14 protein-coding genes are annotated in these 19,459 nt (G+C 63.5%); 8 read left to right on the top strand and 6 right to left on the bottom strand.

Translation table 11 applies throughout. From position 1 onward, the window contains the following. Positions 1-80 precede the first annotated feature (80 nt). Positions 81-2,318 carry an RNA degradosome polyphosphate kinase gene (locus tag JS541_RS09190; protein ID WP_214374156.1) on the bottom strand — a complete coding sequence of 746 codons (2,238 nt, stop codon included), beginning with the start codon at positions 2,316-2,318 and terminating at the stop codon, positions 81-83. 1,289 nt (positions 2,319-3,607) lie between these two features. Between JS541_RS09190 and JS541_RS09185 the strand changes: the two genes are divergently transcribed. From JS541_RS09185 to JS541_RS09150, 8 genes are all read left to right on the top strand, one after another. Next, entirely contained in the window at positions 3,608-4,552 is a 945-nt protein-coding gene (locus JS541_RS09185) for a hypothetical protein (protein ID WP_214374155.1), read from the top strand. Then, positions 4,549-5,574 (top strand): ATPase, T2SS/T4P/T4SS family, encoded by a 1,026-nt coding sequence (locus JS541_RS09180; protein ID WP_214374154.1) that lies wholly within the window; start codon positions 4,549-4,551, stop codon positions 5,572-5,574. The genes JS541_RS09185 and JS541_RS09180 overlap by 4 nt, the downstream gene beginning before the upstream one ends. Before the next feature lie 310 nt (positions 5,575-5,884). Next, on the top strand, positions 5,885-6,343 hold the full coding sequence (locus JS541_RS09175) for a hypothetical protein (RefSeq protein WP_240539310.1): 459 nt from the start codon (positions 5,885-5,887) through the stop codon (positions 6,341-6,343). A gap of 1 nt (position 6,344) precedes the next feature. Further along, positions 6,345-7,013 (top strand): hypothetical protein, encoded by a 669-nt coding sequence (locus JS541_RS09170; protein ID WP_240539309.1) that lies wholly within the window; start codon positions 6,345-6,347, stop codon positions 7,011-7,013. A gap of 216 nt (positions 7,014-7,229) precedes the next feature. Further along, positions 7,230-7,517 carry a DUF4244 domain-containing protein gene (locus JS541_RS09165; RefSeq protein WP_214374153.1) on the top strand — a complete coding sequence of 96 codons (288 nt, stop codon included), beginning with the start codon at positions 7,230-7,232 and terminating at the stop codon, positions 7,515-7,517. A gap of 104 nt (positions 7,518-7,621) precedes the next feature. Beyond that, positions 7,622-8,053, top strand: coding sequence for a pilus assembly protein (locus JS541_RS09160; RefSeq protein WP_346428304.1), 432 nt, complete (start codon positions 7,622-7,624; stop codon positions 8,051-8,053). Continuing rightward, positions 8,050-8,427, top strand: a complete 378-nt coding sequence (locus JS541_RS09155; RefSeq protein WP_214374152.1) for an Rv3654c family TadE-like protein — start codon at positions 8,050-8,052, stop codon at positions 8,425-8,427. The genes JS541_RS09160 and JS541_RS09155 overlap by 4 nt, the downstream gene beginning before the upstream one ends. Before the next feature lie 178 nt (positions 8,428-8,605). Beyond that, on the top strand, positions 8,606-9,817 hold the full coding sequence (locus JS541_RS09150; protein ID WP_214374151.1) for a diacylglycerol kinase family protein: 1,212 nt from the start codon (positions 8,606-8,608) through the stop codon (positions 9,815-9,817). Positions 9,818-9,903: 86 nt separating this feature from the next. Here JS541_RS09150 and JS541_RS09145 read toward each other — a convergent pair whose 3' ends face one another. The 5 genes from JS541_RS09145 to JS541_RS14825 all read right to left on the bottom strand — a co-directional run bounded on the left by JS541_RS09145 (position 9,904) and on the right by JS541_RS14825 (position 19,370). Further along, on the bottom strand, positions 9,904-11,430 hold the full coding sequence (locus JS541_RS09145; RefSeq protein WP_214374150.1) for an amino acid permease: 1,527 nt from the start codon (positions 11,428-11,430) through the stop codon (positions 9,904-9,906). 147 nt (positions 11,431-11,577) lie between these two features. Then, complete coding sequence (locus JS541_RS14830) at positions 11,578-15,561, bottom strand: FtsX-like permease family protein (RefSeq protein WP_236036905.1); 3,984 nt, start codon at positions 15,559-15,561, stop codon at positions 11,578-11,580. A gap of 5 nt (positions 15,562-15,566) precedes the next feature. Further along, complete coding sequence (locus JS541_RS09135; protein ID WP_214374149.1) at positions 15,567-16,268, bottom strand: ABC transporter ATP-binding protein; 702 nt, start codon at positions 16,266-16,268, stop codon at positions 15,567-15,569. A gap of 434 nt (positions 16,269-16,702) precedes the next feature. Beyond that, on the bottom strand, positions 16,703-16,963 hold the full coding sequence (locus JS541_RS09130) for a mycoredoxin (RefSeq protein WP_214374148.1): 261 nt from the start codon (positions 16,961-16,963) through the stop codon (positions 16,703-16,705). Between the two features lie 127 nt (positions 16,964-17,090). After that, a complete protein-coding gene (locus JS541_RS14825; RefSeq protein ID WP_346428303.1) occupies positions 17,091-19,370 on the bottom strand; it encodes a DUF5696 domain-containing protein in 2,280 nt (759 codons plus the stop codon). Positions 19,371-19,459 lie beyond the last annotated feature (89 nt).

Genomic DNA, 19,459 nt, shown 5'->3' with positions numbered 1-19,459 from the left:
TTGAATTGTTAGCGCGAACAATCTTAGCACGCCGTGCAATGCGCGTGGTGCAACGCCGCGTACGTTTCGTGCCAAGCGCGTCAGTTGTTCGTGCGCGGACGACGCGTGTGCTTCTTGATGAGCAGTTCCTGGCTGTCGGCCAAGAGGCTGCCGTCCTCGGCGTGGGAGACGTGCAGATACGTGCCGTCCGGCTGCATGTGCCACGACGCGATCGTATCGGACATCTGCAGGTCGACGTACTTGATGAGCTCATCCACCTGCTCCGGGGCGGTGATGCGCACGAGCGCCTCGACACGGCGGTCGAGGTTGCGGTGCATCAGATCGGCCGAACCGATCCACACCTCCGGGCCGGACATCGGGCCTTCGCCGATCTGCGGGCCGTCCGAGTTGCAGAACGCGTAGATGCGGCTGTGCTCGAGGAATCGGCCGAGGATCGAACGCACGCGGATGTTGTCGCTCAGTCCCGGAACGCCGGGCTTGAGAGCGCAGATGCCGCGCTCGACGATGTCGATCTTCACGCCGGCCTGGCTGGCACGGTAGAGCGCGTCGATGGTCTTCTCGTCAACGATCGAGTTGACCTTGATCTTGATCCACGCCTCCTTGCCGGCGCGTGCGGCATCCTCCTCGCGGCGGATGCGCTGGATCAGGCCGGAGCGGATCGTACGCGGCGCGACCAGAAGACGGTGGAAGCTGGACTTCGGCGCGTAGCCGGACAGCTGGTTGAACAGACGGGTCAGATCCTGGCCGACGACCGGATCGCAGGTCAGCAGGCCCAGATCGGTGTACAGACGTGCGGTCTTCGGGTTGTAGTTGCCCGTACCGACGTGGCAGTAACGGCGCAGGCCGTCCTGCTCCTGACGCACGACGAGGCTGAGCTTGCAGTGCGTCTTGAGGCCGACGATGCCGTAGACCACGTGCACGCCCGCGCGTTCGAGCTTGCGCGCCCACATGATGTTCGCGTCCTCGTCGAAGCGGGCCTTGATCTCGACCAGCGCAAGGACCTGCTTGCCGGCGTGCGCCGCATCGACCAGCGCGTCGATGATCGGCGAGTTCGAGCTGGTGCGGTACAGCGTCTGCTTGATGGCTAGAACCTTAGGATCCGCCGCAGCCTGTGCCAGAAAGGCCTGAACCGACGTAGAAAACGAGTCGTACGGGTGATGCAGCAGGATGTCGCGCTCGCGGATGGCGGCGAAGATGTCCTGCGCGCGGCTCGACTCGACCTCGGCGATCTGTCGGTTCGTGGTCGGGATGAACGGCGAGTACTTGAGATCCGGGCGATCGAGGCTCTGCAGCTCGAACAGCAGCTTCATGTCGAGCGGCGCGGGCAGACGGTAGACCTCGTCCGCGCTCACGCCGAGCTGGTCGGCGAGCAGCTGGGAGAGGAACGGGCTGGTCGCGTCGGAGATCTCGAGACGGATCGGCGGCCCGAAACGACGGCGCAGCAGCTCCTTCTCCATCGCGTTGAGCAGGTTCTCGGCGTCGTCTTCCTCGACGTCGATGTCCTCGTTGCGGGTGACGCGGAACGAGCGCGCTTCCTTGATGATCATGCCCGGGAACAGGGATTCCAGGTGGGCGATGATGAGGTTCTCCATCGTGATGAAGCCGTAACGAACCTCGGCGGAGTCGTCCTCGGTCATGTCGTCGACCGGCACGAGACGGTTGAGGTTGCCCGGGATCTTCACGCGGGCGAAGTGCGACTTGCCGGAGGTCGGGTTCTCGACCAGCACCGCGAGGTTGATCGAGTTGCCGGAGATGTACGGGAACGGGTGGGCCGGGTCGACGGCGAGCGGCGTGAGGACCGGGAAGACCTGCTGGCGGTAGTAACGCGAGAGACGTTCCTGCTCGGCGGCGGTGAGCTTGTCCCAGCTCAGCAGCACGATGCGTTCGTTGGCGAGGGCCGGCAGGATGTGGTCGATCACGTAGTGCGCGTGCTCGTCCTGCAGACGATGGGCCTGATCGCTAATCGCGCGCAGCTGCTGACGCGGGCTCAGGCCGCTGGCGGACGGGACGGCGATGCCGGAGTTGATGCGGCGCTTCAAACCGGCGACGCGCACCATGAAGAACTCATCGAGGTTGGATGCGAAGATCGCGGCGAAGTTGGCGCGTTCGAGGATCGGCTGATCCTCGTCCTCGGCGAGCTCGAGGACGCGCTTGTTGAACTTGAGCCAGCTCAGCTCGCGGTCGAAGAAGCGGTCCGGCGGCAACGGCTGCTCGTCAGGACGCGCTTCGCGACGGTCGTTCTTGTCCGTTTCCGCGATATGTTCCGCGATCTGGCTGCGGAGTATCGCCTTTGAAGGTGCGTCAAATATCTGTGCCATACTGCCCTACTTTATGCGTTCGAATGTGCGCAACGCGAGAATATGTCTCATAATTCAACGGGCGTTCACGTTCGGCTCGCCGCGGCGGCTGCGGGACGCGGAGGTTCGCGGGTACGTGGCGGGAAACGCCCTTCGACACAGGTTGAGCGAGCGTTCCCCGCCACGCGCGGGCGGTTGTGCGACACGCCGCGCGGACATGCGAAACGAACAATATGGCACAGGTATCCGGTTCGAAGCGCGCACAGTCGCGCATTATTGCGGTCGGTGGATGTGCGATCGACCATTTCGGCAAAAAAACGAACATGATGTGCTTGCGGATTGCATGCCGAGCGGGCCGCGACTAGATTATGGAAGTACCAAAAGAACTGAACAGAGCAGAGCCCACAATGAGTGTATGGTCGCATAAGACTGTTACGTTGAACGGGCATTGGAAAGACTTACCGTTATGACGATGATGTTGTGCAGAGATTCTGCTCCAGCTGCTTTTGGAGAAAAGGCCCGCTTCGGCGGGCCTTTTCGTGTTTCGGGGCAGATGTCGCGCCGTGCGGATCAGGGCTCCCGGGCTTGCGGTCGGTTTGAGGGGTGAGAGTGGCCGTATGCCCGGGAGGTTGGTTGGCAGTTAGTTCTGTTCCCGGGCTTGCGGCCGGTTTGGGGGTTTGGGGCGGCCGTAAGCCCGGGAGCTTGCCTGGGAATCGGTTCGGTTCCCGGGCTTACGGTCGGTTTCGGGGTTCGTGGCGGCCGTATGCCCGGGTGCCCGTCTGGAAGTGGGTTCCGTTCCCGGGCTTACGCCCGGTTTCGGGCGTGGATACGGCCGTATGCCCGGGTGTTTGGTCGGAATCCGGTTCTCCTCCCCGGGCTTACGCCCGGTTTGAGGTGCGAAACCGGCCGTATGCCCGGAAGGGATGGTCTGAAAGAGGGCGGCAGAGGAGAGGATAGCAGAGGCTGGAAGGGGATGCCGGGGGCGGAAGGGGATGACGGGGATGATCCGGAAGTGGATGACGGGGTGGTTCGGGGTGTCAAGGTGTCTCGGGAGGGGATGCCCGGAGTTGCTTTGAAGGGGGCACGGCCGAGGAGGAGAATGGCCCCGGGGCGGCGGAATGCCGCGGAGGACCACTTCCTATTGACCGGATATACAGAGGCATATGGCTCTGATATGCCGAAAATGTGGATAACCGGATATTGTCCACAAAAAATGTGGATAACACGCCGGGGTGTGGATAACCCATACCTTTCGACCACATACCCCGTTCCGGCTGGACTCCCGCGTGCGGATACGGTTCAATCGGCGCATGGACACTGCAACGCAACCTCGGTACTACACGCCATCCGCCCAGCCGTCGTATCGGCATCGGCCGGAAGAGCGTCACGCGGAAACGATCGCCGCAGCACGGCCCCAGCCGGCATACGGTCGCGACGGGCCGCCCGGATTGCCATCTGGGGTCTCAGTCGCCACGACATGCCATAACATCGTCGTGTGCACCGCGGCAAGCGGAGGTATCGGTCTGAGCGCACTCGCGGCCATCGTCTCACGGCGGTTGGCCGAGCGGGAACTGCCGTGTGCGTTGGTCGACGTCGATTTCGGCGCCGGGGGAATCGACGTGCTGCTCGGTATCGAAGGCGAGTCGGGCACGCGCTTCGAATCGCTCGATGCGCCGCTCGGGCAGATCGACGGTAAGGCGCTCGGTCGCGATCTGCCGGTCTGGAACGGCGTGCATGTGCTTGCCAGCAATCCGTGGAACGGCGCCGCTCCCGACTGGTGGCAGACACAGGCGGCCATACGTGCGCTGGCTGATACGAACCGTGCGGTCGTCGTGGATGCCGGTCGCGGGGAACTGATCGATACGATGCCGGAACTGGGTGCGGCGGCGCAGCTTGTGCTGGCTGAATTGTCGGTGCTTGGTCTGGCTCGTGCGAAACGCCATATCCGCAGGCTTCAACAAGGTGCGAACATCGAAGCCGACGACGCGCGAGGCGAGCGAGACGTCGGTCGGCGGCGGATGATGGTCGTTGGTGCGCAGCCGCATGGCACTTCTCGTCTTGCCGACGCGGTCTCACTGGATGACGCTGAAGAGTATTTGGGCGTACCTGTCGCAGGATGCGTGCGCGCGAACCCAAAACTGTGTTCCGATGTGCTGTCGGGGCTGGGCATCGGCGCATTGAACCGCAGCGGTCGACGCGTGGCCGACGGCATATGCGATTGGATCGACGGCCTGCTTGCGGGGGCGTCGTCATGACGACGCTGACGTTCGGCCCATTGGCATGGATCGTGGACGATCCGGAGGTGACCGATGTCACCGTGACCTGTGAGGGGATGGTGTGGGCGGATCGAGGTGACGGTCTGCGCGAGTGCCGTCTGCCGATTCCGTTCCGGTCGCCGCAGACCGTACGCGACTATGCGGTGCAACTGTGCGCCCAGCTCGGCCGCCGGTTGGACGACGCATGCCCGATCGCGGACGCGTCGTCTGCGGGCGGGCTGCGCGTGCACGCCGTGATCGCTCCGATCGTGCCGCATGGCGCGGCCATATCGATCCGGTTGCCGCCGCGCTCGCCGCCGACATTGGAATCCTTGTGCGCCAACGGCATGATGCCGTCCATATGGCTGCCGATATTGCGGATGCTGATGGCCCGCCATGCGACGATGCTGGTGACTGGCGGCACCGGGGCCGGCAAGACCACGCTGCTGAAGGCGTTGCTCGGGCTGTGTCCGGCGGATGAGCGCATCGTCACCGTCGAGGAGGTGCGCGAATTGGGATCGATCGGTGCGGGCAACCGTGTGTCGCTGGTCGCGCGCGAGGCCAATGTGGAAGGCGCCGGCGCGATCGGTCTGCCGGAGCTGGTCAAGGCCACGCTGCGCATGCGACCCGACCGTGTGGTGCTCGGCGAATGCCGCGGCGAGGAGATCGCCGATCTGCTGCGCGCGTTCAACTCCGGGCATCGCGGTGGGTTGGCGACGCTGCATGCCGACGATGTGTCGCGTGTGCCGATGCGCTTGGCCTCACTTGGTCTTCTTGCGGGATTGCCGGTGGATGCCACGGCCCTGCTCGCGCGTGACGCGTTTGACGTGGTGTTTCACGTGAAACGTGGCAATGGCGGGCGACGGCATATCGGCCAGATCGGCCGGTTGGTCGCTGCCGCCGACGGCAGGCGGGGCGGGGAATGCCCATTGGCGGGCGAGGTGATCGCGGTCTGGGATGGTGCGGGGCAGCCGATGGCCGGTCCAGGGTGGCCGGACTTTGCGCGTCGTTGGCTGCATTGAGTCGGCCGGATTGCGTCATCCGGTTCGACACAGTGGCCGGAACCGTCGGCGACTTCGGCGCATGCCGTAAGACCTTGCGCGAAAGAAAGGTGCCGTCATGATCGGTATGTACGCCACGTTGGCCGTGTTCACCGCGGCCGCCTGTACGGCAATGGTCGCCTGTCCGCATCGTCCTGCCCGCCGTCGCCTCCGGGATCTTGATAAGCCTATGCAAGCTGGTGTCGGAACGTCTGCGGCGCGCCATAAGCCGCGCGTCGGCGTCGCCGCTGTAATCGCGGCCGCTTGTGCCTCGATGCGTAGCGGGGCGACGATGGAACAGGCCTTCGCGCGGCAGTCGGATGAGAGCATGCCGTCGACGCCGTTGACCGAATCCCGCATACGTGCCGTTCTCGCGCAACGGGCGATGCCCAAGGAGCGGGAACGGCAGATCGCGCGCGTCGCTTCGGACATCGTCGCCGCGAGCCGGGTTAGCGCCGAGCTGGGATGCCCCGCCGTGCAGTGCCTGGAAGCGGTCGGCGCCGCATACCGCAGGACGCGGCTGTTGGACGATCTGCGCGCACAGGCGTTCGCTGTGCCGCAGGCCACCGTAAAACTGCTGTCCGTGTTGCCTGCCGCCACCATCGTGTTCGGCGAACTGCTCGGCGCACGGCCTCTGGGCTTCCTCTTCGGCTCGCCGCAGGGGTTGCTGTGCCTGGGGTTGGGAATGGCCTGCTATGGGGGAGGCATGATATGGATGCGCGCAATCCTGCGTGATATGGGCGGTGATTGACATGTGGTACGCGCTGGCGGCGGCGATATGCGCATGCGCGGCTGCATGGTGGGGAGTTGGCTGGTGTGCCGGTGCTGTCGCGTCTCGGTTGAAGTCGGAGGGGCTGTCTTCGTCTTTTCGGGTTGATGGTGAGGCTCCTGAACGCGGTGCCGGTTCGGGGGGTTCACGGCGTGACGGCGGTGCCGCATCGTCCGCAGTGGTGTTGGCCCTGCTGATCGCGGCGGTGCGTCAGGGGTCGGCGATTCCCCGGGCCTTGGACGCGGTGGGCGGATCGGTCGGTGGCGTGACGGGGCATGGCATGCGCAAAGTGGCGTCGTCGTTGACGCGCGGCATCGCATGGGGTGATGCGTGGTTGGGCGCAGGATCGGAGAATGACGACGATAGGTGTCGTCCTGCCGGCAGCGTGTCCGGGACGGTGCCGCCGGAAGGTGCGACGGCTGACATGCTCGCCGTACTGGAGGATGCATTGGAACCGTCGTGGAATGACGGCGTCTCGCCGGTGAGCCGTCTGGAATCTGCGCTGGATCAACTCGATGCCGACGAACGTACCCGCATCGAGGAACTGGCCGGCAGGATGACCGTCCGTCTGCTGATACCCACTGGGCTGTGCTTCCTGCCTGCGTTCATATTCATCGGTGTGATTCCGTCCATCATGTCGTTCGTCGTGTGAATGGCTTCGTATGCCGAGTTATCCACACGAAGTTATCCACACCGGCTCGCGACGTTGGGAAGTTATCCACAAAAAATGTGGATAGACACGCCGGCTGTGGATAACCCGGTACCTTTCGACCACATGACCCGTTTTTCGTCTGATCGCATCGCGGTTTCTGGCATAGTAACTGAACCACGACCACGGTGGTCGGGAAACTCGAGTGAAAGGAACGCTATGAGTGACGTAATACCAATCAATGTCGATGGCAAGGCCGGTTTGTTCCTCCACGCTAAACAGCGTGCCGCAGAGTTCTACGAGCAGGGGCGGCGGGAACTGTGCTGTCTGGACGCGAGAATGCGCACACTGGCCGCCGAGCCGGAAGAAGGTGCGGCGACGGCCGAATACGCGGTCGTGCTGGTCGCCGCGACCGGGTTCGCGGCCGTGCTGATCGCGGTGCTGAAGTCGGATGGCATCAAGACGCTGCTGACGAATCTTGTCAGAAAAGCGCTGAATGTCGGGTGACGATCATGACGCGGCGATTGATGCGGGCGGACTTCCCGACGACATGTCGATGCGGCGGGCGCGGAACGCTGTCATGCGGCGGGTGCGGCGTCGCTGCGGAGCGCATGCCTTATGACGATCAGCCGTTGCTGTGGCGCAGACATGTGCGGCGCCCGTCGATGCGGCACGCGTCCGTATTGCTCGCCGCATTGCGTCATGCGGACAGGGGAGCGGCCACGGCCGAATTCGCCGTGGTGCTTCCCGCCGTCGTGGCGGTGGCGGTGCTGTTGCTGTGCCTATCGCGCACGGTGGTCATATCGATGGACTGCCAGGATGCCGCTGTGTCGGCCGTACGGGAACTGGTGGTGGCCGACGGCGTAGATGCCGACACCGACCTGCAATCGGTGGTGCGCGCGGTGGCGGGCGGCAATGCCTCGGCGACGGCGTCATACGGCGACGAACAGGTGACAGTCACCGTGCAATGCCCGGTGGTGCCCGATCCGTTGGGCGTGCTGCCGACCCGTGTGACCGGTCGGGCGACAGGGGTGATGCGATGAAAGGAGAACATGATGGATGCAAGGGCATGAATCGTGCCGACTGCGGTTCCGGCACGATGGCCGGCGTCGCGCTGATCATGCTGGTCGGTGTGCTGCTCGGCGTCGTCGCTTTGGCCGGCAATCTGCTGATCTGCCAGACACGTGCGAGAACTGTTGCCGATCTTGCGGCGATATCGGCCGCGCTCACGTTGTACGACGGAGGTGACGATGCGTGCGCGACGGCGCAGGCTGTTGCTGCCGCGAACGATGCCGGGCTTGACTCTTGTGCGGTCGATGGCGAGGATGTACAGATTGCGCTCGCCGTCGCCACGCAGGTGCCGTTCGCTCCATCGGTGACATACCGATCCCGGGCAGGGCCGGTCGAATGCGGGTAGACGACGGCGGATGCGTATGCGCCGTGTATCGTGCGGTCATGCGGATTCGACATCCGCAAGTCGTGCATGTTTCCGCGAGACGCGTGTCGGTGAGGGATGCCTGACCGTGGGCAACGCCACAACGTGAATTCGTCGGTGACGCTGGCGCGCGCGGCAATGCATGGTTTATCGTGGCGGTATGAGTGATGAACGAGGTCTGCGTCCGGTGGTGGCGATGATCGGCAACCCGGTGTCCGACAAAGGCAGGGGAGCCAAGATCGATGCGCAGGTGATGGAGCTGCTGACCGATGAAGGACGCCGGCATGGGTTCGACGTGATCGACCTGACCGGAACGAGCTTCGATGATTCGCTGGCCAACGCGCGTGCGCAGGCCGACACGTACACGCATCTCGTGGTGGTCGGCGGCGACGGCATGATAGCGCTCGGCGCCAATGCGGTCGGGTGCAGCGGCAAGCCGCTCGGCATCGTAGCTACCGGTTCCGGTAACGATTTCGCGCGAGGACTGGGGCTGCCGGTCAACCGCATCCCGACGGCGGTCGAGGGCATCGTCGGCGCCATTGTGCGTGGCAGTCATATCGACGTCGATATGGGACGCGTGACGTCTCTTCCTGGTGGATATGCGGTCGACGCGGCGACTGGCAACCTGCTGATGAATACGTCGGACGGAGTCGGTGCCGACGGGCAAACCGGTCACGCGCAGGAATCGGATGGTCATGCGTGGGAAGCGGATGACCGCGCGCAGGAATCGGCCGAGCTGCCGCCGATCGACCGGTACTACGGCGGCATGCTCAACTGCGGACTGGATGCGACGATCAACGACCGTGCCAATCATTCGCGCCTGCCCGGCGGGTCGCTACGCTACTTCGTCGCGGTGCTGATCGAGGTCATGCATCTCAAGCGGTATGGCTACCACATCAAGGCCACGCTGTCCGACGGCAGCATCGAGGAACGCGATATCATATCGCCGATGGTCACCGTCGCCAATTCGCGGCATATCGGAGGCGGATTGGAAGTGTCGCCGTATTCACGGTTCGCTGACGGTCTGCTCGACCTGGTGTGGATCGACCATATGCCGAACGTATTCGAGATCGCCGATGCGATTTCGAAGGGATACAACGGCCGGTTGCTGGCTTCGCATGTATTCGGCTGGAAGCGCGTGCGCGAGGTTGAGATCACCCGTGCCGTGGACGGCGCCGAGCCGCCGGTGATGATGGCAGATGGCGAGTACATCGGCCATCTGCCGGTGCGGGTCGCGGCGCAGGACCGTGCGCTACGTGTGCTGGTGCCGCCGGCGGTCGCGCACGATCATGCCGCCGATGACGGCAGCCGCACACTCGCGGCGATCGAACGCGACCATCGCGACCCGGTGACCGGCGAATTCGTTGACTGAGCGGTTCGATATCGAGTCGGAATACGACGGCGCCCCGTCCGGTCGGTTATGACCAGACGGGGCACCATACATGCGTTATCGGCAGTCTATCGTCCTAAGGACTCCTTCAGGTCGCGGTTGATGAACCGGTCATGCAGCACGCAGTATCCGCCGAACACGGCCAGCCACACCAGACCCGCGATCGCGGAGCCGCGCGTGTCGTCGGCCAGGAACAATGTCGCATACACGAACACGAAGAACGTGATCGCGAGCGTGTTCGTGAACTTCCACGCCGGCATCACAAACCCATCCGGGATGAAGTCGGCCGAGCGACGGTACTTGCGGTGCGCGATCATCGTGAGCACGTAGATGAAGATGATCACGGCGGACGATGCGGATGCGAACAGCACGAACGCGCCGGAAACGCCTGGGATCGCGTTGATAACCGGCGACAGCAGGATCAGTGCCGCGGACACGAGGATCGCGCGTGCCGGCACCTGACGGTTCGACACCTTGCCGACCTTCTGGAACGTCGGCGACTCGGACTCGATCGCCAGCTGGTACAGATGGCGTCCGGCCGAGTACAGCAGCGAGTTCAACGCTGAAGACGCGGCGGTGATCACCACGAAGAACACAAGCGCGGCCGCCCACTTGAGGCCTGCATACTGGAACACCATGATGAACGGCGAGGCGAACGAGCCGTCCGCGTTCGGCTTGAACGTGGTCCACGGCACGATCGCCATGATCGCGAGCAGTGCGCCCACGTAGAAGATGAGCACGCGCACGATGATCTCGTTGACGGCCTTCGGCAGCACCTTGCGCGGGTTCTGCGTCTCGGAGACGGTGACGCCCACGAACTCGATCATCTCGTACGCGTAGAACACCATCTGGAAGCTCATGAGGAACGCGAGCCAGCCGTTCGGCGCGATCGAGAAGTTGTTCGTGATGTTGTCGATGCCCGCATGACCGCCCGGCGAGACGGCGTCCTGTCCGGTGATCTGTACGGCATCATAGTGGTAGCCGATCACGACCATGACCACGGCGGTGGCGATCATCGCGCAGATCAGCGTGATCTTGATCATCGAAAACCAGAACTCCGCTTCGCCGAACGCCTTGACGGCGATGAGGTTGATCGTGACGAGCGCGGCGAGGAAGCACAGCTCGATCAGCCATTTCCAGTGGATCAGGTTGATGCCGAACGTGTCGAAGAATGTGATGAAGTATGTGGAGACGGCCGTGATCTCGCTCATGCCGATGAGCACGAGCACGATCCAGTACGACCAGCCGGCGAATTTGCCCCAGCCGTTGCCGAGATAGCGTTTGATGAAGTTGATGAACGTGTGCTGGCTCGGGTCGCGGTACATGAGTTCGCCGATGGCCCGCATGAGCAGGAACATGATGACGCCGACCGCGATGTATACGAAGATGATGCTCGGCCCGGTCAGCGCGATGGACTTGCCGGAACCGAGGAACAGGCCGGTGCCGATCGTGCCGCCGATGGCGATGAACTGGACGTGGCGGTTGTTCAGACCGCGCGCCATCTGATTGTCTTTGTCGAGGCTCTCGACTGATGTGAGGGTGCCCCTGCCGTCGGATGATGAACCATCTGGCCGGGCGCTCTGGGTGTTGCTCATGTTCTACCTGCGCTTTCAATAACAGGTTCAAACTGTAGCATCGTGCATGTTACGAAAACAGGGGCGGTTCAATGATCCGACGTGACAATATCGTGAGCATTTCGCCAAAAAGTTCAATTCGTTGAACTTTTTGGAGATGGTTGTCTGTCACTCTACGGATTTGAGCGAGACGGCAGGGTCGATGCGGTCAAGGACGGGATTGGTGAAGAACTGCACGAGCAGGGCGAAGACGAGCGTGACCGCGGCGGCGATCGCGTAGCTTTGCCACCGCACGCTCACCTCGAAGTAGATGCCGGGCATGGCGAGTGCCGCCGTGAGCAGTCCGCCTATCCACCGTCCGACCGGTAGTCCGATGATCACGCCGATCACGGTCAGGATCATCATCTCGCGGTTCACGTACCGGTGTACCTCGCGGTCGTAGAAGCCCAGCACCTTGAGTGTGGCCATCTCGCGCACGCGTTCCGATACGTTCGTGTTCGCGAGCGTGAACAACACCACAAGTGCCAATCCTCCGGCCAATGCCACGATGAGCGCCACCACGGCCCCCATGAGCTCGAAGCTGAAGCTGCGCCGCAGGTCGGCCGTGCTCGCGACGCTCAGCACGTCCGCATCCTTGGCGAGCTGTTCTGCATAGGCGATCTGGTCGTCGTCGGAACCGTCATACCGCGCGAACACCGTGTTCAGTTCCACGCCATCGACCACGGTCTCCTCGTCATCGGACGAGTCGGCATTGGTCATGCCGTTGGCGGATCCGCTGTTACCGTCCGTCGTGCCGGCGTGCGTCGAACCGGATGCAGTGCCGGAATCATCGGCCGTGCCGGTATTGTCTCCGGCATCGCCGCCGGTTCCGGTATTCCCGCCGAAGAACCGCTGGTAGTCGGCGGTCATCACATACACGTCCGCGCCGATCACTGATCGGCTGACGTTCACGACGCGAACCTGCTTGCGCTGCGCCTCGCCGTTCTTGAGCGTGATCAGGTCTCCGGCTTTCACGCCCAGCGCGTTCGCCGCGCTCTGCGATACGATCACGCCGTTCGCCCGCCCGTTTTCGAACGTTTCCACGCGGATCGGCGAACCGTCCGAAGCCGAGCGCAGATCGACGATACGGTCCATCGCGAATGTATTCGGCACAGTGACGATCTGCACAGTCTCCGTCTCGTCCATGCCGGTTGTGATCTCGCCGTTCTCGACTCTTGCCAACGCAACAGACGTGGACGAGTCGTCAACCACGCCGTCGCTGCGCAACCGGTCGAGCACCGTCGTCACGTCGTTGTGATCGGCCACGACCATGAGATCGTACCGGTATATGTCGCGATACTGCGTGTTCGGCAGCGCATCCACTGTGTCGCTGATCGCCAGTCCGCATACGATGAGCGCGGTGCATCCGGCAACGCCGCCGACTGTCATGACGAGCCGCGATTTGAACCGCACGAGGTTGCGCACGGTGATCTTGTTGAGGAATTTCATACGTTTCCACACCGGCGTGGCCCGTTCCAGGAGTACGCGCGAACCGGCTCGTGGCGCCTTCGGCCGCATGAGTTCGGCCGGTGTGAGTCGCAGTTCGCCCACGCATGCGACTGCCGTGGCCGCGACCACGCCTACCACGAACAGTGCGATGCCCGCCGACCCGTACAGCCAGTCGTATTCGAACCGCACGCCGGGTACGGTGTACAGTCCCTGCAACACGATCAACAAGAACGCGGGGATGCCAATGAACCCGGCGATCAGGCCCAGCCCGCCGCCGATCAGGCAGGCGAGTGCGGCGAACAGGACATACCGCATCGAGATCGCGACCGGGCCGTAGCCGAGGCCAACGTAGGTGCCGATCATCCCGCGTTCCTCTTCGACCATGCGCGTCATCGTGGTCAGACTCATGAGCACGGCGACGAGCAGGAACACGACCGGGAACGCGCGTCCGATCGATTCGATCGAGCTCAGATCGGATTTGATCGCGCTGAATCCGCCGATCGCGGATCGTGTCTGCACGTACCAACGGGCCTGTGCGATGCCATCGACGCGTTGCTGCTGTTTGGCGAACTCGGCGTCCGCATCCTTCTTGCCCTGCTCGAGCTTGCGTTGTGCTTCAGTGAGCTGTTTCTCGCCGTCAGCAAGTTTGGTTTCGGCCTCTTTGAGCTTCTTGCGGCCGTCCTCAAGCTGTTTGCGGCCGTCCTTGAGCGTTTGCTCCTGCTGGTCGAGCTTCGTGGACTGCGCGTCAAGCTTGGCGGCGTTGGCTTCGAGTTCGGCTGATTTGGCGGCGAGCTGCGTTTCGGCTTCGGCGGTTTCGCGCTCCTGCGCGCTCAGTTGGGCGCTGCGCTGGTCGAGCTGGGTTTGCGCGGGGACGATGGACGTGTTCAGTGTGGATTTGAGGGTATCTCGTTGCCGGACGAGCTGCTCGCGTTGGGCGGTCAGGGTGGTTCGCTGCGTGTTCAGCTGTGCGGTGGCGTTGGCGAGGGTTTCGGCTGTGGGCTGTTCGGACACGTTGATGCCGATCGCCGCGAGCGCGGCGCGGATACGCGACCATTGTTCGGCGGTGTTTGCGTCGGTTTGTGTGACGGTCCGGTTGCGCGTATCGGTTGTGCCGATCGCCTCGGTCGATTCGACCGACTTGGCCGTTCCGGCCGTATCAGTCGTGCCGGTCGTATCGGATGATCCGTCCGGCAGCGCGTCGATGGCTTTGGCGATGCTGGCGTTGGCGGCGAGCGTGTCGTCGATTTTCGCGATGCCCTGATTGGTTGTGACGATGCCTTGATCGATCGGTTCGCGCTGGGTGTTCAACTGTGCTTGTGCCGTGTCGAGTTGCTTGCGCGCGTCGGCCAGCTGCGTCTTGGCGTCGTCGAGTTGCGTCTGCGATGTCTTGATCTGTGCGCGGCCGTCCTCGAGCTGTGTGCGGGCATCGCTGATCTGCTGGCGCGCGTCGGCAACCTGTTGCTCGCCGTCCTTGAGCTTTGTCTCGGTCTCGTCGAGCGTGCGCCGGTTCTTTTCGTATTCAGCGCGGCCGCTCGTCAGTTCGGAACGGTTTTTGTCGATGGTCTGCTGGGCGTCGTCGAACGTGCGTTGCGCGTCGGTCTTGGCCTTGTCGAGCTTGGCCTGCGCGGCGTCGATGAGCTGCTGGCGGCGGGCCTTCTGTCGTTCGGTCTGCACGGTGTCGGTGATGCGGCTCGCCACGTCGCGCACCAGTGCGTCGTACGGTTTGCCGAACGAGTTCTGCGCGGCGGCCCCCTCCACGGTCAGGCTGATCGCGGTGTATACGTTGCCGGTCACGCCGTCGCTCGGTGCAAAGAACGTGTAGTCGGAGGCGAGCGTCTGCCGGAATGCCTTGCTGCCGATGCCGTCGGGGTTGCTGACGTCCTTCGGGTCAAGTACCTCGCCGACGATCGTCAGTTTGGTCGGGAACTGCGGTGACTGTTCGCCGGATGCATCGGATGCGCCGGATGTGTCGGATGCGCTGTCGGCATCCACGGCACCGTCATCCGTTCCCGCATCGCTCGTTGTGCTTGGCGTCACGGTCAGCGTATCGCCGATCGCCATGCCGCTGTCTATCAGGAACTTCTTCGTCACCGCGATCTCGCCGGCTTTCGCCGGCATACGCCCGTTCTGCAGGGATGGCTGGTCGATCCCGTCCGTGCCGATCTCGCTGATCGTCACGGTCTTGTCGGTGCCGTCCACGGCGACCGTGCCGGTCTGACTGCGTTCCGGCTGCACGGCGAGCACTCCGTCGATGCCGCGCAGTGCATCCACGTCGTCGTCGGTCAGTCCCAGCGTCGACATCACCTGGATGTCGTGCAGTCCCTGCGCGTCGTAGAACCGGTCGGCCGCGAGGAACATGTCGCGGCAGCCCGCATAGATGCCGGTTAGCACGGCCACGCCGAGCAGCGAGATCACCGCGATCGATACGAATCGTCGCCATCCGCGCAGCCAGCAGCGTAGCGTGTCCTTCGCGAACGCGGCCGACATTCCCCGGCCGCGTGTCCCTTTTGCACTGGTATAGCCCGCCGAACCGCCGTAATCATACGGTGAATCGGCGTCAGAGACGCCGTCAAGCTGCGCTTCCAGCTCGATCGCGCCGTCATCCGGCATCCGCCGTGCCGCGTCCCTGCCGAATCCGTCTCTGTATTGCCGTCGTCTCGTCATCGCGATCACCATTCGATCTCGCTGATCGGCGTCGGCGCGGGATTCACATCCTCGCTGGTCACGCGCCCCGAACGGAAGCGGATCACCTTGTGTGCCATCGGCGCCAGCGCGGAATTGTGCGTGATGATCATGACCGTCATGCCTTCCGCCACGCAGATGTCCTGCAGCAGTTGCAGCACTTCCTTGCCGGTCTCGTAGTCGAGCGCGCCGGTCGGCTCGTCGCACAGCAGCAGTTTCGGTTTCTTCGCGATCGCACGGGCGATCGACACGCGCTGCTGTTCGCCGCCGCTCAGTTGCGCGGGGAAGTTGTTGAGGCGATCGGCCAGCCCGACCTTGCGCAGCGTGTCGGCCGGATCGAAATGGTCGGGGCAGATCTGCGAGGCGAGCTCGACGTTTTCGAGCGCGGTCAGGTTCGGCACGAGATTGTAGAACTGGAACACGAAACCGATATCGTTGCGACGGTAAGTGATGAGGTCGCGTTTGCGCAGGCTGGTGATGTCTCGTCCGCCGACGATCACGCGGCCGTCCGTGGCCGTGTCCATGCCGCCGAGGATGTTGAGAGCCGTGGTCTTGCCTGCGCCGGACTGCCCGAGGATGACGGTCAGTTCGCCTTGGTCGGCGGTGAACGTCGCCTCGTCCAGCGCGCGGATCGACGAGGAGCCGGCAGGATACTCCTTGACCACATGGTCGAATTCGATATACGCCATCGTGCGCTCCCGTCGTGTCGTCGTTCGTCTGGTCGGCCAGGCGTCTGCGTCGGCCGTGCGTCTGGTCTTCCATTAAACCCTGCCGCGCCGAAAACGGCGGGGTATGCACACGCTGTCAGTACACGGAATCCCCGTACCTGTCGGCGTGGCGCATGACGCCGGGCAGCAGGAAAACGCATGGCGAACAGTTCCGATGTGGCTGGCAGGCGCGAGACAAAAAAAGAGAAAGCCCAGCGAAATTGCCGGGCTTGTAGAGAAGAGAAAGAAGAGAGAAGGGATTCAGTTATATCGGCCTTGCGACCTGATATATAGTTAAACCCCTTTACTTTGGGGTGTCGTGTGTATTCCCTGAGAATTTCATGAGAACGTTAACGATCCGATGGCGCCGGGATCCGCCGGGGTCTGCTCGCGCGTTGCCGACCTGGCCCGCCGTGTCACTCGGCGATCAGTCCAAGCTCCTTGAGTTTGGACTGGATGTCGGTCGCGGACGGCTCGACCTGGAACGCGCCGTCGCTGTACAGTACGACCGGAATGTGCTTCTGGCCGCTGATCTCGACCGCGCGGTCGGCCGCGCCTTCCTCGGTCTCGATGTCATGCCAGGTGAACGCCGCACCGAACCGGTTGAGCGCCTCCTTCGCGCGCTTGCAGTCGCCGCACCAGTCCGCGCCGTACACGTCGATGTTGCTGTTGGTCATGATGGCTCCTTTCGTCGGGATCGGTCATGATTCGTATGAATCCGTATGGGTACGAGCATACAAGGGACGGCCATCGGTATGCCGGTTCCCGTCCGCTGCTCGCCTGACAGCGAACTCACGCTGCCGGTCAGCGTATCGCATACGTTTGCGTGTGGAAATCGCAGGTGACAACCGTGCCGTCCGCAAACGTCGAACGCTGCACCAGCGGGTCTCCGCCGACGAAGTCATGCCGTATCAGCTCGCTCATGCCGACCTTCTCGTGCAGCGCGGCGACCGTATTGCACCGCTCGATGTCGTTCTCGGCCTGCGCCTTCTGCTCGGGGCTCATGTCGCCATCCACACCAACGTATGCAGCGTCGCGGATCAGGTACGGTGCGCCGCCGTTGATGAGCGCGTACAGCATGTAATCGTCGCCGCCGGCCACACGTTCCATCATCCACGGTTCGATCACGCAGTCGTGGTACACGAGGTTGTACAGCGGCACTGGCACGCCCTGGCGCGGCGCGGACGGGTCGCGCATCTGGAAGTCGTACGGCGCGTAATGGCAGAACACGAGACTCGGCACGGCCCAGTCCGACACCTCCTCGGAGCTGGAGAGGATGCCGTGCGAAAGCAGGTACTCGAAGCATTCCGCGCGGCGTACGTAGCAGTCGCGGCGTGTCATGCGATGCTCGGGATTCGCGCATTCGTCGCCTTCGTTGCAGGTGAACACGTCGAGGTACGCGCAATCGAGCTTCACGCCGTTCGCGGCGATCTGGGCGAAGTTCCTGCGAACGTAGTCGGGCGCGAGCTCAGCGCACAGGAAGGTCTGGTGGCCGCCCGCCCAGATCGACTGCTCGGGATTCGTGCCATCGGTCAGCTGGACCGCGTTGTTGCGGTTGAACGTGGGCGCGGAGAAGTAGTAATCGCGGTACTGGTCGTGAGTGCCGAACAGATCGCCGTGCGCGTGACAGTCGTCCACGAGCGCCTTCATGCCGGCCCAGCCACCGGCCTCCTCGCATGCGGGCAGATAGTCCGGGTGGCTGTTGTCGTAGCCCGGTTCGGCCCAGCCGTCGAGGTGCATGTAGATCCTGCCCGCGCCGAGTTCGTGCAGGGTGTCGAGCTGCTTGCGACGGGCTGCGAACGATGTCACGTGCTGGTTCAGTTCGGGATGCTCGTGATCGTAGTAGCGCGATTCCGGCTGGACGACGGTTTTGATGCCGACGTGCATCCACGAGCAGCCGATCAGATCGCGGACCGACGGATTGCGCGCGGCCTTTTCGGCCAACGTACGCAGTCGTCCGCGCTCGTTGACGTACGCGCGGTACGTTTTCGCGACGGACGTATGATCGGCGTGATCGAGGAAGCGATAGCGCACGATGCGACGGTAGCTCATGCGGCCCAAGCTCGGCTCGAACCACATGCCGATGCGTGTGCCGATGGCGGTGGACAAATGTCTCCGCTCGGCTGTCGCCTCGGTCGACATGACAGTGTTGGCTGTGCCGGTCGGAACGGAACCGCTGCTGGGCGAGACGGAAACGTTGTTGGCTGTGCCGGTCGGAACGGTGGTGCCATTGGCGGCTGCGGTATCGCTATCGTTCGCAGTGCCGTCATCAACGCCGTTCGCCGGATGTTCGATCTCGTAACCGGCGTTCCACGGGGTCTCGCAGATCGCGATATAACCAGGGCGGTTCGCATCGCTGCCGCCGCGGATCTGCGCATACCACGGCATGTATCCGCCCGCCGTTTCGAACCGTCCCTTGAATACGATGTCACCGTGCGTCGAACTGACCGCAACCGGCCACGTGTTCGGAATCAGCACGCCCTGCTGGTGCGTGATCAGCGTGACGTCGTGCTCGTCCAGCGCATCGAACGCCATCTCGCCCGGCCACGTCAGCTTCGTCACCTCGAAACCGGTCTCATCCAGCGGAATCCATTCGAACCGCACGTCGCCGGAGACCTGTTCGACCCACACATACGTCGCGAACGCGAACGTTGTCGCCTCGCTGCCGGAAGTCGTATCGCCGTCCGTGCCGGCCGCGGATGTCGTGTCAGCCGCGGATGTCGCGTCAGCCGTGAAGCCGCGATACGTGCTGAACACGCCCTCGCCGGTGCCGGTCTTGCGCAGCTCATGCGTGATCTCGGCTGCATCGGTAAACGCAAACGTATGCTCTTCGGCTGCCTTGCCAGTGTCATCGGCGGCATCGGCCGTATCGCCAGCCGCACCGACTGCGGTGGTGGTCGACGCGTCCTCGCCGGCCGCGGTACCATCGGCTGTATCGTGAACGAACCGACCAGTGATCGTCGGCATGGATCCGTCCCGCCACGACCATTGCGCGACGTCGCCGTCCGCATCCTCGCGACGGAGCGCGAACCGCAGCGTCTCCTCATCGAACAGCACCGTGGTGCCCGCGCTGGTGAATTGCATCCGTATGACTCCTCGCAGCAAACAGTAGTGGCGATTTTCTCCCGCTCACCATACCCTCAGCAAGCGCAAACCGCCACCGAACCGTCACT

This window comes from Bifidobacterium sp. SO1 (genome assembly GCF_018555335.1).
Lineage (GTDB): Bacteria > Actinomycetota > Actinomycetes > Actinomycetales > Bifidobacteriaceae > Bifidobacterium > Bifidobacterium simiiventris.
This window is presented reverse-complemented; position numbering and strand designations above follow the sequence as displayed.

Coding starts and splice junctions, on each gene's coding strand:
- JS541_RS09190 (WP_214374156.1), bottom strand. CDS start 2,318: ATGGCACAGATATTTGACGCACCTTCAAAGGCGATACTCCGCAGCCAG.
- JS541_RS09185 (WP_214374155.1), top strand. CDS start 3,608: ATGGACACTGCAACGCAACCTCGGTACTACACGCCATCCGCCCAGCCG.
- JS541_RS09180 (WP_214374154.1), top strand. CDS start 4,549: ATGACGACGCTGACGTTCGGCCCATTGGCATGGATCGTGGACGATCCG.
- JS541_RS09175 (WP_240539310.1), top strand. CDS start 5,885: ATGGAACAGGCCTTCGCGCGGCAGTCGGATGAGAGCATGCCGTCGACG.
- JS541_RS09170 (WP_240539309.1), top strand. CDS start 6,345: ATGTGGTACGCGCTGGCGGCGGCGATATGCGCATGCGCGGCTGCATGG.
- JS541_RS09165 (WP_214374153.1), top strand. CDS start 7,230: ATGAGTGACGTAATACCAATCAATGTCGATGGCAAGGCCGGTTTGTTC.
- JS541_RS09160 (WP_346428304.1), top strand. CDS start 7,622: ATGCCTTATGACGATCAGCCGTTGCTGTGGCGCAGACATGTGCGGCGC.
- JS541_RS09155 (WP_214374152.1), top strand. CDS start 8,050: ATGAAAGGAGAACATGATGGATGCAAGGGCATGAATCGTGCCGACTGC.
- JS541_RS09150 (WP_214374151.1), top strand. CDS start 8,606: ATGAGTGATGAACGAGGTCTGCGTCCGGTGGTGGCGATGATCGGCAAC.
- JS541_RS09145 (WP_214374150.1), bottom strand. CDS start 11,430: ATGAGCAACACCCAGAGCGCCCGGCCAGATGGTTCATCATCCGACGGC.
- JS541_RS14830 (WP_236036905.1), bottom strand. CDS start 15,561: ATGACGAGACGACGGCAATACAGAGACGGATTCGGCAGGGACGCGGCA.
- JS541_RS09135 (WP_214374149.1), bottom strand. CDS start 16,268: ATGGCGTATATCGAATTCGACCATGTGGTCAAGGAGTATCCTGCCGGC.
- JS541_RS09130 (WP_214374148.1), bottom strand. CDS start 16,963: ATGACCAACAGCAACATCGACGTGTACGGCGCGGACTGGTGCGGCGAC.
- JS541_RS14825 (WP_346428303.1), bottom strand. CDS start 19,370: ATGCAATTCACCAGCGCGGGCACCACGGTGCTGTTCGATGAGGAGACG.